This is a genomic window from Caulobacter sp. GW821-FHT09B11 (genome assembly GCF_059418205.1).
On the sequence record NZ_JBWKPK010000047.1, the window covers coordinates 17,096 to 29,724 of the forward strand.

Consider the following 12,629-nt stretch of genomic DNA (forward strand, 5'->3'; position numbering starts at 1 on the left):
CGGATGCGTGAGGTCCGTGCAGGCGGCGCCCAGCGGGCAGGCAGGATGGCGAAAGCGGCGTCGTCGATGGTCGCGCCGCTTCGCCGTCGCGCCGATGCGGCCGGAGACTGGGGACCGTTTCTTCGTTTCCGGTTCCGCCGTCGCCATGCACCACCACCTGTCCTCCACGCCGCAGACCGTCCGCTTCGGCATCTTCGACGCGGCCTTCGATCCCGTCCTGACCATCCAGCCTGGCGACAGCGTCACCTTCGACTGCGTTTCCGGCGGGCCCGAGGTGATGCCGGGGCCGGAGTCGTGGCTGACCATCCCGCCGGCCCTGCAGGCGATCCACGACGCCAGGCTGGACCGGATCGGGCCGCACATCCTCACCGGGCCGGTGGCCATCGCCGGGGCCGAGCCGGGCGACACCCTGGAGGTGCGCATCGAAGCCGTCGAGCCCAACAACGACTGGGGCTACTGCGCGGTGCGGCCGCTGGCCGGCACGATCCCGGAGGATTTCCCCGACCGCTATGTCAGCCACATCGCCGTCGACAAGGCGCGCGGGGTCTGCAAGCCGCAGTGGGGGCCGGAACTGCCCTTGAAGCCGTTCTTCGGCACCATGGGCGTGGCCCCGCCGGCGAAATACGGGCGCCTGTCCAGCCGCGAGCCGCGCGAGCATGGCGGCAACATGGACAACAAGGAGCTGGGCGCGGGCGCGACCCTGTTCCTGCCGGTCTGGGTTCCGGGCGCGAACTTCTCGGCCGGCGACGGCCATGGCCGCCAGGGCGACGGCGAGGTCTGCGTCAATGCCCTGGAGATGGGCCTGACCGGGACCTTCACCTTCATCCTGCACAAGGCCGCCGAGGTGGGAACGGCCACCTGGCCGCGGGCTGAGACCCCGACCCACTACGTGATCATGGGCTTCAACGAGGACCTGGACCTGGCCATGAAGCAGGCCCTGCGCGGCATGATCGACTTCATCGTGTCGCGGTCGAACCTCACCCGCGTGCAGGCCTACCAGTTCTGCTCCCTGGCCGTGGACTTCCGCGTGACCCAGACGGTCAACGGCGAGAAGGGCGTGCACGGCCTGCTGGAGAAGGGCGTTCTGTTCTAGATTTATCTCCTCCCCCGCAAAGCGGGGGAGGGGGACCGCGAAGCGGTGGAGGGGGCGAGACTGGGCTCGGTGCGCGCGGTCGCCCCCTCCGTCACGGCGCGTATCCGCGCCGCGCCACCTCCCCCGCTTGCGGGGGAGGAGTATGCTCGCCTCGCTATGACGGAGAGGGCGCCTAGGCGGCCAGTGGCCGGCCGTCGGGCGCGGGCTCTTCGGCGCGCGACGGCGCCAGACCCACCCACAGGCTGTAGAGCGGCCAGGCCGCGATAACCGCCAGCAGCGGCGCGGTCTGAAGCAGGAAGGACCTGAGCGGGGAGCCGCCGCGCTCGGCATAGGAGATGATCGGCCCGTTGACGACGGGCGGCGGCGCCGTGGCGAGGCTGATGAACATGACGACTATTGGCAGGGCCAGGCTGGCGCCGCACAGCAGCCAGAAGCTCAGCGCGCCGCGCCGCGCGTCGGTCAGGCGCTTGCGGTGAACGCAGAAGCTCACATAGGTCAGGGCGGCGAGGGCCGGGTAGAGCGCCAGGCCGACCCAGAACTCGTTTTCCAGAAAGCCTTCGGCCTCGCCCATCAGCGCCGTCAGCCCCGCCAGCGCGAAGGGCGTCGCGTACCAGGCGGCGTAGACCGCCACGACGGTCAGGGCGAAGGTCCCGCGTCCGGTCCGTCCGGCCGGCGACAGGAAGGCGGACAGCCAGGCGCGTGGGCTGCGAGCGGTCATCGATGGTCCCCCGAGCGGCCGACGGGGCCGCGCGTCCAAGCCTAGGCGAGCCAGGCGGGCGCCTGCAACCGTCGCGACGGCGTTCAGGCGGCTGCCGGCGGCTCCTGCGCTTCTACCGGCGGGGTCTCGGCGCTGGGCGGCGGCGCGGGCGGGGCCTCGGCCGGCGGTGCGGGCTCGGTGGCCAGCAGGGCCCAGTGGGTGCGGAAGAAGGTCATGTCAGCCCTCCCGGGTCATGGCGATGAGGCGCGCCTGCAGCGCCTCCGGCGGCTCGCTGCCCGGATCGCCGTCGTGCAGCACGCGGGCGAACCAGTAGCCGTCGGCGGCCAGGCGAACGACGTGCAGGCGCGGGTCGACGTCGGTGGCGGCGTGGCGCACGAGGCGCGCGTCGATCCAGTCGCGCCAGCGGCGGCGCAGGGCCGGGTCGGTGACCATCGAGATCGACAGCGCCTGACCGCTCAGCGCCATGTCGCAGCACTCGAAGGTCGAGACGACATAGGCGCGGGTAAAGCAGCCATGCGTCACGTCGTCGGCCATCAGCCGGTCCAGCGCCTCGTCCATCTGTTCGAGCATGAAGTCGAAGACGGCGTCGATCAGGGCCTGCTTGCTGGCGAAGTGGTGGAAGAGGCCGCCCTTGGTGACGCCGGCGCGGTCGGCCACGGCCTGGACGGTGATCCCGCCCAGGCCCTGCTCCTCGGCCAGGGCGACGGCGGCGTCCAGCAGGGCGCGGCGCACCTGCTCGGGCTGTTTGGGGCGGTTGTAGGCGGTGGTGTTCATCCGTGGGCCACGCTGCGCGAGAAGAGCTGGGTGACCAGCACGCCAGAGACGATCAGGCCGATGCCCAGCAGGGCCGGCGCGTCGAGCTTCTGGCGAAACAGCACGACGCCGATCACCGCCGTCAGCACGATCCCGACCCCGCCCCAGATGGCGTAGGCCACGCCCAGCGGCACGTGTTTCAGCGCCTGGGACAGGAAGTAGAAGGCGGCGGCGTAGAGCCCGGCCATGGCCAGGGTCGGGACCAGCTTCGTGAACTGCTCGGACTTCTGCAGGAAGGTGGTGCCGGCCACCTCGGCGGCGATGGCCGCGGCGAGCATGGCGTAGGCGGAAGCGGGGACGGACACGGGGAGGCCTCGGGTGGTGAGGTCTGTAAGATACCGCTTGGTTGGTTTGTTTTCAAGATGGGTGTAAGCGATCCTTCTCCCCTTGCGGGAGAAGGTGGCGGCCGAAGGCCGACGGATGAGGGGTCTCTCAGAACCCCGAGGCCGCGCCCGGCCTGTCCGCCATCACGGCGGTGAGGGCTTTCGACCCCTCACCCTCCCACGCCTGCGGCGCGGGCCCCGCCCTCTCCCGCAAGGGGAGAGGGGTCAGAGGGAGAGCAACCGCCTCACCACGAACTCCAGCATCTCCGGGGTCAGGGGGCGGCGGGTGGCCTGGTTGTTCATGGCCAGGCCGCTGATGACGTCGATGATCAGGTCGGGATCGATCTCGGGGCCAATCTGGCCGCGCTCGACGGCGCGTTCGACGACCTGGCGGTTGTAGGCGCGGCGGCGCTGGAAGTCGTCGCTGGCGCCGTGGAACAGCTCGGGCCGCACGCGGCTCTCGGCGATCAGGAAGCTCATGCACGGCCCGACGACCGGGTCGTTGTAGAGATCGATCATCGCCTGGCCCAGGGCGACCAGGTCGGCGACGACGTCGCCGGTGTCGGGCAGGCGGGCGAACAGGAAGGCCTCGTTGAAGGCCTCGCCCACCGCCTGCATCGGCGTGGCCCAGCGGCGATAGAAGGTGGCGCGCGGGGCGCCGGCCTTGTCGCAGATCTTCTCCAGGGTCAGGCCCGACATGCCGTGGGCGGCCAGCACTTCCAGAGCCGCGCGCTTGAGGCGCTTTTCCACCTCGGGGTCGCGCGGGCGGCCGGGGCCGCGGCGCGGGGCGGGGGTGTCGGCGGGCGGGGCGGGCGTTGGGCCGGCGTCGAAGTCCATGGCCGCAACCTAGAGGTAAAACCGAACAGCGGTCAAAAAAAGCGGCGCATCCTGGGGAGGATGCGCCGCGAAAACGCGCGATCCTGGGAAGGCTGTCCGCGCGAGGTCCGGGTCGCCGTCAGAACTTGCCTCGCGGCCCGGCGAGGGCGTCGGTGAGGTAAGGTCTCTGCGTCGATGTGGTCATACCTTAATTCGGCAATGAGGTAAGGCCAATAGCTCGCGAGGTGGATCAGGTGGTAAGCGGCGGCTTGCGCGACATTCTTGATATCGATATCAGTTTATCGATCCCGGTTTGGTCGCGATGCGGCCGGCCGGGCTACGAACGATAATCGACCGCCCGCGCGCCGCTGCGCCGCCAGGGCGGAAGGGGAGGAGGCGACGCGATGAAGCCCACACGCCGCGACCTGGTCGCGCTGGCCGCGATATCCGGCGCCGCCACGACCGCCCAGGCGGGCGAGACCGCTCGGCGTCACCAGATCGCCTCGCCCGACGGGCGGCTGAAAGCGGTGGTCGACGTCTCGGGCGCGATCCCCCGCTGGAGTGCGACCTATGACGGCAAGGCGCTGCTGCTGCCGTCGGACCTGGGGCTGTGGCTGGCCGAAGGACGTCTGCTGGGCGAAGGCGCGAAGCAGGCCGGCGTCACGCCGCAGACCTTCGAAGGCGAGTGGTCGCCGCCGTTCGGGCAGTCGGCGCGCTACGACCAGTCCGGCCGCCAGATCACCCTGCACATGGTCGACCCCAAGGGCGGCGTCCGGTTCGACATCGTCCTGCGGGTGCTGAACGGGGCTGTGGCGGTACGCTATGTGCTGACCGGTCTGGCCAGGGGCGAGGCCCTGGCGCTGATGGGCGAGCGGACGGGCTTCCGCTTTCCCGACACGGCGCGGCTCTACGCCAGCCGCGACGAGGGCGACATCCACGTCTCCACCCAGGCGGATCTTGCGCCGCTGGAGCATCCGGACCTGACGGGCTCGTCCGACAAGGGGCCCTATGCCGACCTGCCGATCACGGTGGACGTCGGGAACGGCGTCTACGGCTTCATCGCCGAGTCCGACCGGCTGCACTATCCGCGCTGCATGGCGCGGGCCCACGACAAGGGCGGGCTGGTCACCTACCTGATGCGCTATCCGGGCCGGGCGACCGGCTGGGGCGGCCAGGACGACACGCCGCAGGAGGCGACGTTCGAGATCGCCGTCGGCCAGAAGACGCCGTGGCGCGTGCTGCTGGCGGCCGACAGCGCCAAGGGCCTGATCGAGCGCCACCATGTGGTCCCGACCCTGGCGACGCCGAACCAGCTGGGCGACGTCTCGTGGGTCAAGCCCGGCCACGCCTTCCGGATCATGAAGCCCTATTCCACCGAGGCCTCGCTGAAGGCGGTGGATTTCGCCCAGAAGCGCAAGATCCGGTACGTGCTGTTCGACGCCCACTGGTACGGCGACGGGACGGACGCCTCGGATCCGACGGCGCCGATCGCCGCCTTGGACCTGCAAAGGGTGATCGATTACGCCAAGGCGAGGGGCGTCGGCGTGCTGGTCTATATCGACCGGGTGGCGGTGACCAAGGCGCTGACCGACATGTGCCGGCTCTATCAGCGCTGGGGCCTGGCGGGGGTGAAGCTGGGCTTCATGTGGGAGGGCCGCCAGTCCGACGTCGACTTCATCACCAAGGTGGTGCGGGCGTTCGGCGAGCACGGCATGGTCGTGAACCTGCACGACAACCTGCGGCCGGCCGGGCTGGAGCGCACCCTGCCCAACTACCTGACCCTGGAGGGCGTGAAGGGCAACGAGCAGTTCCCGGCCCCGCGCCACCACGTGAACCTGGCCTTCACCCGGCCGATCGCCGGGCCGATCGACTACACGATCTGCTACGCCCAGGAGCGCAACCAGACCACCAACGCCCACCAGCTGGCCCTGGCGGTCACCTGCTACAGCCCGCTGACCCTGCTCTATTGGTACGATAAGCCCGAGAAGTACGAGGGCCAGCCCTGGCCGGAGCTGGAGTGGTTCGACGCCTGCCCGACCACCTGGGACGAGACCCGGGCGATCGCCGGCGAGCTGGGCGAATACGTCGTCATCGCCCGCCGCAAGGGCCGGACGTGGTTCCTCGGCGCCCTGACCAACGAGATGGAGCGGCGGCTGGACCTGGACCTCGCCTTTCTGGGCGCGGGCAAGTGGACGGCGGTGCGCTACCGCGACGGCGATCTCGCCCGGCCGGCCAACCGCACCAAGGTGGCGATCGAGCGCCAGGCGGTGGACGCGGGGACGCGCCTTCGGCTGCAGCTGAACGCGGCGGGCGGCCAGGCGATACGGTTCGAGCCGGTGGGGTAGGGGCAAAAAAACGGGGCGCCGGGCAGACGGCGCCCCTTGGTCTTGGAGTCGGGAGGAACTTGCATCCAAGAAGTGAGCGCCAGCAGGGAGGCGCTTCAAGATTTGATATCGATACCAATTGGTAGGGTGGCTGTCAATCGGCGTTCGATGAGGAACTGCTGCTCTCCCGTCATCCCGGCCGGAGCGCGTAGCGCGCAGAGCCGGGACCCAGGGGCCGCCGCACTGTATCGGCCGTCGCTGGGGCGCTTGATCGATCCGCCGAGTCCGGTCCCCCTGGGTCCCGGATAAGCCCTTCGGGCTTTCCGGGATGACGAGGGGGAGAGCTACCGCGTCACCCAGAACCCATCGAAGTCGGTCCAGCCGATCCGCGTCGCGGTGTTGGACGGCGTGCCGGCGGGGGCCTGGGCGAAGAGGCCGACCTGGCCGCCCACCCAGCGGCCCGGGCGGCTGACGAAGGGCGCGCCGACGGGGGTGAAGGCCTGGCCGTCGAGGCTGTAGCTGAGGGTCACCCTGGCGTGCAGCGAGCGCAGCATCGAGGGCCAGTAGGGCGAGAACTCCGGCGGCGGATCGGCGACGACCACGGGCTCGGCGGTCATTCGCAGCCAGACGGCGGCCGGGGCCTTGGCCTGGATCACCTCGACCTTCTCGGGCTGGAACTTGTCGGCGCCCAGGCGATCGACGCGCACCAGGGCGGGGCCGGCGGCGGTGTTCTGCAGGCCGATCCAAGCGTAGTCGGACCCGAACATGACGAGGCCCGCCCGTTCGCCGATAGCCTTCGGCGCGAAGTCGAGCTTGGTGGTCACGGTGAAGCGCTCGGCCGGCAGCTTCTGGGTCAGCAGGGCGCCGGTCTCCCAGAGGTTCTCGGGCGAGGAGATCGCCTTCAGCCGCAGGCGGCCGGGCGCGGCCTTCAGGTCGGCCCAGTCGTCGTTCGGATTGGCGTTCCATTGCCAGCCCAGCGACAGGGGGCCGTCGAAATCGTCGCTGTCCTGCGGGGCGAGGCGCGGGGAGGGGATCCTGGTCGCGGGCTTGCGGTGGGTCAGCACGGGCTGGCCGACGCCGTCGCCGTCGGGATCCTCGCCGATGACCGGCCAGCCGTCCTTCCAGGCCATCGGTTGCAGCCACACCCGGCGGCCGTAGGAGTCGGCGTCCTGGAAGTGCAGGAACCAGTCCTCGCCGGTCGGGGTGGTCACCCAGGCGCCCTGGTGGGGGCCGTTGATCTCCGTCGGGCCCTGGTCGAGCACGTCGCGGCCCTCGTAGGGGCCTGCCAGCCTGCGCGAGCGGAACACGCCCTGCCAGCCGCCCTTCACGCTGCCGCTGGGCGCGAAGAGATAGTACCAGCCGTCTCGCTTGTAGAGCTTGGGGCCTTCGGTGGTCATCCACGGGAACGGGCCGCGCGAGGTCATGACCTTGGGCTGCTTGTCGCCCTCGACCAGGGTGATCGCCTCGCCGACCGCGCGGTCGCCGGCCTTGTTGAGGCGGCGGGCGGTGATGACGTTGGCGAAGCCGGCGCGGCTGCGGGCGAAGGCGGTGACCAGCCAGCCCTGGCCGTCGTCGTCCCAGAAGGGGGCCGGATCGATGACGCCGCGACGGTCGTCGACCAGCACGGGCTTGGACCACGGCCCGGCCGGGTCCTTGGCCTTGACCAGGAAGACGCCGAAGTCGGGGTCCGGATAGTAGATCAGGAACTCGCCGTTCCGATGGCGGATGGCCGGGGCCCAGACGCCGCCGCCGCGACGCGGCGTGGCGTGGTGGGCCGTAGGCGTGATCTGGGGCAGGGCATGGCCGATGATCGCCCAGTTGACCAGGTCGGTCGACTTCAGGATCGGCAGGCCCGGAACGTTGGTGAACGACGACGAGACCAGGTAGTAGGCGTCGCCAACGCGGACGGCGTCGGGGTCGGAATAGTCGCCGGCCAGGACGGGGTTCCTGTAGGTCCCGTCGCCCTGGTCGGGCAGCCACGCGCGCTCGGTCTTGACGGGTTCGCCCGCCGAGGCGGGAAGCGCGGCCAGCGCCGCCGCGAGCAGGATCCACCCACCGAATGCTCGACCCAAGCCCGTCATCACGCCTCCCGATATTCTTGTTTTGATATCGTTATCATTAGCAGGGAAAGACTCGGGCGAAAACCTCGTCCTTCGACAGGCTCAGGATGAGGTTTTTCTACCGCCCGAGCCTGCCATGGTCCTCATCCTGAGCTTGTCGAAGGACGAGGACCACGCACCGCAGCACCGTTCTAGCTCGGCGGGGCGGCGGTCGAGGCGCGTTCGATCAGTTGCAGCTCGCCCTGCACGTGGACGCCGGGGTCGGCGCCGGGGCGGCCCAGGTCCATGGCCAGTTGCACGGCCGAGGCGGCCATGTCGGCGATCGGCTGGCGGATGGTGGTCAGCTCGGGCCAGACGGTGGTGGCCACCGAGGTGTCGTCGAAGCCGGCGATGCTGAGGTCGCTGGGGATCGACAGGCCAAGGCCGTGGGCGACGGCGCTGATGGCGGCGGCCATGTCGTCGTTGGCGGCGAAGATCGCCGAGGGCCGGCGACGCAGGTTCAGCAGCTGTCGGGCCGCCTCCAGCCCGCCGCGATAGCTGAAGCCGCCGTCGGCGACATAGGCCTCGTTCACGGCGAGGCCGGCGTCCGCCATCGTCTCGCGGAAGCCCTGCTCGCGGCGCTGGGCCGTGGAGTGGGCCGGATCGCCGCGCACGAAGGCGATGTCGACATGGCCAAGGTCGATCAGGTGGCGGGTCATCATTCGCGCGCCGGCGAAATCGTCGATGAACACGGCCGGTGCGCCCTCGCGCGGAAAGGCGGTGGCGAAGCTGACCGCGCCGACGCCGGCCTTCTCCAGCGATTCCAGGATCGCGACGTCGTCGCACAGCGGCGGCGGCAGGATCACCGAGCCGACGCCGGCGTCGACCAGCTTCTGCACCGCCTGGGCCGGGGTCGGGTGGGCCTGGCTGGGCTCGATCAGCAGCTGGCAGCCGCTCTGGCTAGCTTGTCTAAAAGCGCCCATCAGGTAGTTCGACAGGTTCGACGAGCTGGCGTTCGAATACAGCATGCCGATCAGCGAGACGCCGGTGCGGGTGGCGCGGGCCAGGGAGTTGGGCCGGTAGCCCAGGGTCTTGATGGCTTCCTCGACCTTGTCGCGAACGACCTGGCGCACGTGCGGGTAGCCGTTGACGACGCGAGAGGCGGTCATGGAGGAGACGCCCGCGGCCTGCGCCACGTCGTGGATGGTCGGCGCCTGTCGCCTCTGCGTGCTCAAGGAGTCCTCGCCCAAACTGCGACTCTCTACGGGTCGCGGCGCAGTCTAGCGAACACCGCACCGATAAGTCCAAGCGAGAGAAGGAGAAGCGCCCTGCAGGCGAACGCGCGTTTTTGCGCTGGCGTGGGCGGCGAGCGCCGCTAGGATGGATTGTTATCGTGAACAATCGCGATGCGTTCCGAGGATGGTGCGTTGGTGAAGAGTCCCCGCAAGGCCAGGCCGGCGTCCGGCGCGGAAGCGACGACCGTGACCGCGCGCCCGGCTGCGCCCCGGACCTCCACCATCCACGACGTCGCCCGCCACGCCGGGGTCGGCTCGATGACCGTCTCGCGGGTGATCCGCGGCACGGCCAATGTCAGCCCGGCGATGCGCGAGCGGGTCGAGGCCTCGGTGCGTGCCCTGAACTACCAGGTCAACGTCGCCGCCCGGGCCACGCGCTCGCGCGCCTCGGCCGCTCGGGTCGGCATCCTCTACAGCAACCCCAGCGCCTCCTATCTCAGCGACATCATGATGGGCGGGCTGGAGCAGAGCTCGAAGCTGGCCAGCCACCTGATCCTGGAGCGCTGCGAGGGTCTGGCCGGGCAGAAGCAGGCGGTGAAGCGGCTGCTGGCGGCGGGGGTGGACGGGGTGATCCTGCCGCCGCCGCTGTGCGACTCGCGCCAGACCATCAGCATGCTGCGGGCCGAGGGGGTGACGGTGCTGGCCCTGGCGACCGCGCGGCCGATGGTCGACGTCTCCAGCGTGCGCATCGACGACTTCGAGGGCGCGCTGGCCATGACCCGCCACCTGATCGCCCTGGGCCACCGCGACATCGCCTTCATCAAGGGCGACCCGCAGCACACCCCGACGCAGCTGCGCTACGAGGGCTTTCTGGCGGGGATGGCCGAGGCGGGCCTGGCCGTGCGGCCCGAATGGGTGGCCCAGGGGCTCTTCACCTATCGCTCGGGCCTGGCGGCGGCCGAAAAGCTGTTCGAGGCGCGGCTGCGGCCCAGCGCCATCTTCGCCAGCAACGACGACATGGCCGCCGCCGCGCTTGCGGTTGCGCACGGTCGGCAGATCGCCGTGCCGCGCGACCTGACCGTCTGCGGCTTCGACGACACCGCCGTGGCCACCACCGTCTGGCCCGAGCTGACCACCATCCACCAGCCGATCGCCGAGATGGGCCGGGCGGCGGTCAGCCTGATCGTCGAGGAGATCCGCGCCCGCAAGCTGGGCGGCGACCCCGCGCCGGTGCACCACCTGCTGCCCTTCACACTGATGGACCGCGCCTCGTCCGACGCCGCGCCGCCTTGAGCGGCGGCGCGCCGGGTCAGAAGCGGGACGGGTAGGCGCTGGTGGTCGGGCTGTTGTTGTAGCGCGAGCCGGGGCAGTCGACGGCGTAGGCGTCGGGCGTCTCGACCAGATAGGGGCCTCTGGAGGCGCCGCCGTTCAGGGCGTTGCACGACACCGCCCGCTTGAAGACCACCGAGCCGTCGCGGCCGAGCTCGCCCATGAACTGGTCGAAGGCCAGGTTCACGAGGCCGCGGGTGGCGGCGAAGCGGCGGGCCGTGCCGTCGAACTGGCCGGTGACCACTTCGCCGGCGGCGGTCTGGCGGGAGGCGGGAGCCGGACCGGCCGCCCCGGCCAGGCCCTGTATCGTCCCGCCGGCCAGCATGGCTTCCAGGTTGCTGAAGTGGCCGCGCGCCGAGCCGACGGCGACGGCCGTGGAGAAGCCCGTCGCGAAGCCCGCGTCGGCGCGTTCGGGTCCGCCGGACATGGCCGCATCGAGCGCTCCGGTGTAGCCGGCGGCCGGCGAGGCGGCGATCGACACCGCCAGGTTCTCGTTGATGTAATAGCCCAGCACCACGCCCAGCAGCGCGCCGCCGACCGGCTGGATGGCCGAATCCCGGGCGACGCCGATCGGACCGGCGATCCCGGCGCGAACCATGTCGGGCGTGATCCCCACCCACTGGGCGCGATAGCTGGTCTCGACGGTCTTTTCGAGCACCAGCTCGTTGGTGCGCCAGCGCACGAGGCGGAAGGTGATGTGGGCCGAGGCCAGCTTGTCGGTCCCCAGCCAGACGTTGGGGCCGCGCAGCTCGTCGAACTGCACATAGAGCATGTATTCGGCGTCCAGCCGCGGAGCCAGCATGTCGGCGCGGTCCAGGTGCAGCGACAGCTGGTCGAACACCTGCTTGCGGGTCGGGCGGGTGGTCAGGATGTCGCCGCCGTCGAACCAGCGGAACTCCGGCGCGCCCTGGATCTCCTGGATGGCGATGTTGCGATAGAAGGGACGCGCCCGCGAGGCCTTGGCCACCGTCGTCGGCGGCATTTCCGGCTGGCGCAGCGCGCGCATGTCTTCGGAACTGGCGCAGCCCGCCAGCAGCACGGCCGAGCCGCAGAGAACCAGAGCCGATTTCACGAGACCGGACAACGTCGCCATGGTGCTTTCCCTGAGAGAACGGCAGCACCTTTCCGGCAACAAACTTAATAGTTGATTTCGCGCTTGCGGCATCAACCTTGCGTGCAACGGAAAGTCTTCCACCCGACGGACGAAAATACGCGTTCGGCGATGTCGGCTTCGGACCGGGCCGTTCGTCGTTCCGATGCGAGGCCGAAAGGGTCGGCCCGGGCGAGGAGGCAGGCGATGCGTGTGATGGTGCTGGTCAAGGCCACCGAGGACAGCGAGCGGGGCTTCGTCCGCTCGCCCGAGACGATGGCGATGATGGAGGCCATGGGCCGCTTCAACGACGAGCTGGCGGCGGCCGGGATCCTGGTGACGGCCGACGGCCTCAAGCCCTCGTCGGCGGGCAAGCGAGTGGCGTTCGACGGCGAAGGCCGCACCGTGATCGACGGCCCCTTCGCCCAGCCCCGCGAACTGGTCGCCGGCTTCTGGCTGTGGGAGGTCAAGGACCTGGACGAGGCGGTCGCCTGGGTGAAGCGCTGCCCCAACCCGATGCCCGGCCCCAGCGAGATCGAGATCCGGCCGGTCTACGAACTGGCGGATCTGATGGGGGAGGGCTGAGGACGCGCGGAGATATTTCCGCTCGTCATCCCGGAAAGCCCGCAGGGCTTATCCGGCGACTGTGTTGGGTCAAGCGGGCTTCTGCCAGGGCTGTCCGGATTTGAGCATGCCGTTTGCGGCGACGACGATCTTCCTGGCGATGGCGACGAGAGCGACTTTGGCGGGTTTGCCGGCGGCGCGGAGGGCTTGGTACTCGCGCTTGAAGCCGTTGTCTGAGCGGGCGGCGCTGACGGCGGCCATGTAGAGGGCGGCGCGCACGCAGGG

General features: G+C 70.2%; 12 protein-coding genes and 1 pseudogene. 4 read left to right on the forward strand and 9 right to left on the reverse strand.

Annotated elements, in window-relative coordinates; translation table 11 throughout:
• Positions 1 to 145 precede the first annotated feature (145 nt).
• On the forward strand, positions 146 to 1,093 hold the full coding sequence (locus AC07N1_RS23735) for an acetamidase/formamidase family protein (RefSeq protein ID WP_494674029.1): 948 nt from the start codon (positions 146 to 148) through the stop codon (positions 1,091 to 1,093).
• Positions 1,094 to 1,265: 172 nt separating this feature from the next.
• Here AC07N1_RS23735 and AC07N1_RS23740 read toward each other — a convergent pair whose 3' ends face one another.
• From AC07N1_RS23740 to AC07N1_RS23760, 5 genes are all read right to left on the reverse strand, one after another.
• Positions 1,266 to 1,811: a hypothetical protein gene (locus tag AC07N1_RS23740; protein ID WP_494674030.1), complete on the reverse strand. Its 546-nt coding sequence runs from the start codon at positions 1,809 to 1,811 to the stop codon at positions 1,266 to 1,268.
• 83 nt (positions 1,812 to 1,894) lie between these two features.
• Positions 1,895 to 2,026 (reverse strand): hypothetical protein, encoded by a 132-nt coding sequence (locus AC07N1_RS23745; RefSeq protein WP_494674031.1) that lies wholly within the window; start codon positions 2,024 to 2,026, stop codon positions 1,895 to 1,897.
• A 1-nt stretch (position 2,027) separates the two neighbouring features.
• Positions 2,028 to 2,585 (reverse strand): TetR/AcrR family transcriptional regulator, encoded by a 558-nt coding sequence (locus AC07N1_RS23750; protein ID WP_494674032.1) that lies wholly within the window; start codon positions 2,583 to 2,585, stop codon positions 2,028 to 2,030.
• Positions 2,582 to 2,929, reverse strand: a complete 348-nt coding sequence (locus tag AC07N1_RS23755; protein WP_494674033.1) for a DMT family transporter — start codon at positions 2,927 to 2,929, stop codon at positions 2,582 to 2,584. The genes AC07N1_RS23750 and AC07N1_RS23755 overlap by 4 nt, the downstream gene beginning before the upstream one ends.
• 243 nt (positions 2,930 to 3,172) lie before the next feature.
• The gene (locus tag AC07N1_RS23760) at positions 3,173 to 3,784 is read right to left on the reverse strand and encodes a TetR/AcrR family transcriptional regulator (protein WP_494674034.1); all 612 of its coding nucleotides are present in this window, start codon (positions 3,782 to 3,784) and stop codon (positions 3,173 to 3,175) included.
• 383 nt (positions 3,785 to 4,167) lie between these two features.
• Here AC07N1_RS23760 and AC07N1_RS23765 point away from each other — a divergent pair, with 383 nt between their 5' ends.
• Entirely contained in the window at positions 4,168 to 6,108 is a 1,941-nt protein-coding gene (locus tag AC07N1_RS23765) for a glycoside hydrolase family 97 protein (RefSeq protein WP_494674035.1), read from the forward strand.
• Between the two features lie 323 nt (positions 6,109 to 6,431).
• Here the strand turns inward: AC07N1_RS23765 and AC07N1_RS23770 are convergent, their stop codons facing one another.
• Together AC07N1_RS23770 and AC07N1_RS23775 are read right to left on the reverse strand one after the other, a co-directional pair.
• Positions 6,432 to 8,168 carry a glycoside hydrolase family 43 protein gene (locus AC07N1_RS23770; RefSeq protein WP_494674036.1) on the reverse strand — a complete coding sequence of 579 codons (1,737 nt, stop codon included), beginning with the start codon at positions 8,166 to 8,168 and terminating at the stop codon, positions 6,432 to 6,434.
• 170 nt (positions 8,169 to 8,338) lie between these two features.
• Positions 8,339 to 9,322 (reverse strand): LacI family DNA-binding transcriptional regulator, encoded by a 984-nt coding sequence (locus AC07N1_RS23775; protein ID WP_494674041.1) that lies wholly within the window; start codon positions 9,320 to 9,322, stop codon positions 8,339 to 8,341.
• A gap of 234 nt (positions 9,323 to 9,556) precedes the next feature.
• Here AC07N1_RS23775 and AC07N1_RS23780 point away from each other — a divergent pair, with 234 nt between their 5' ends.
• Positions 9,557 to 10,654 carry a LacI family DNA-binding transcriptional regulator gene (locus tag AC07N1_RS23780; protein WP_494674037.1) on the forward strand — a complete coding sequence of 366 codons (1,098 nt, stop codon included), beginning with the start codon at positions 9,557 to 9,559 and terminating at the stop codon, positions 10,652 to 10,654.
• A 16-nt stretch (positions 10,655 to 10,670) separates the two neighbouring features.
• Here the strand turns inward: AC07N1_RS23780 and AC07N1_RS23785 are convergent, their stop codons facing one another.
• The gene (locus AC07N1_RS23785; protein ID WP_494674038.1) at positions 10,671 to 11,783 is read right to left on the reverse strand and encodes a hypothetical protein; all 1,113 of its coding nucleotides are present in this window, start codon (positions 11,781 to 11,783) and stop codon (positions 10,671 to 10,673) included.
• A gap of 204 nt (positions 11,784 to 11,987) precedes the next feature.
• On the opposite strand from AC07N1_RS23785, the gene AC07N1_RS23790 reads away from it, so the two are divergent.
• On the forward strand, positions 11,988 to 12,365 hold the full coding sequence (locus tag AC07N1_RS23790) for a YciI family protein (protein ID WP_494674039.1): 378 nt from the start codon (positions 11,988 to 11,990) through the stop codon (positions 12,363 to 12,365).
• Between the two features lie 69 nt (positions 12,366 to 12,434).
• On the opposite strand, the pseudogene AC07N1_RS23795 reads toward AC07N1_RS23790, so the two are convergent.
• Positions 12,435 to 12,629: pseudogene (locus AC07N1_RS23795) on the reverse strand (IS110 family transposase); the annotation flags it as partial.

Excerpts from the sequence above, each read along its gene's own strand:
- AC07N1_RS23765 (WP_494674035.1), top strand. The coding sequence starts at position 4,168 with ATGAAGCCCACACGCCGCGACCTGGTCGCGCTGGCCGCGATATCCGGC.
- AC07N1_RS23790 (WP_494674039.1), top strand. The coding sequence starts at position 11,988 with ATGCGTGTGATGGTGCTGGTCAAGGCCACCGAGGACAGCGAGCGGGGC.
- AC07N1_RS23770 (WP_494674036.1), bottom strand. The coding sequence starts at position 8,168 with ATGACGGGCTTGGGTCGAGCATTCGGTGGGTGGATCCTGCTCGCGGCG.
- AC07N1_RS23750 (WP_494674032.1), bottom strand. The coding sequence starts at position 2,585 with ATGAACACCACCGCCTACAACCGCCCCAAACAGCCCGAGCAGGTGCGC.
- AC07N1_RS23785 (WP_494674038.1), bottom strand. The coding sequence starts at position 11,783 with ATGGCGACGTTGTCCGGTCTCGTGAAATCGGCTCTGGTTCTCTGCGGC.
- AC07N1_RS23735 (WP_494674029.1), top strand. The coding sequence starts at position 146 with ATGCACCACCACCTGTCCTCCACGCCGCAGACCGTCCGCTTCGGCATC.
- AC07N1_RS23740 (WP_494674030.1), bottom strand. The coding sequence starts at position 1,811 with ATGACCGCTCGCAGCCCACGCGCCTGGCTGTCCGCCTTCCTGTCGCCG.
- AC07N1_RS23745 (WP_494674031.1), bottom strand. The coding sequence starts at position 2,026 with ATGACCTTCTTCCGCACCCACTGGGCCCTGCTGGCCACCGAGCCCGCA.
- AC07N1_RS23760 (WP_494674034.1), bottom strand. The coding sequence starts at position 3,784 with ATGGACTTCGACGCCGGCCCAACGCCCGCCCCGCCCGCCGACACCCCC.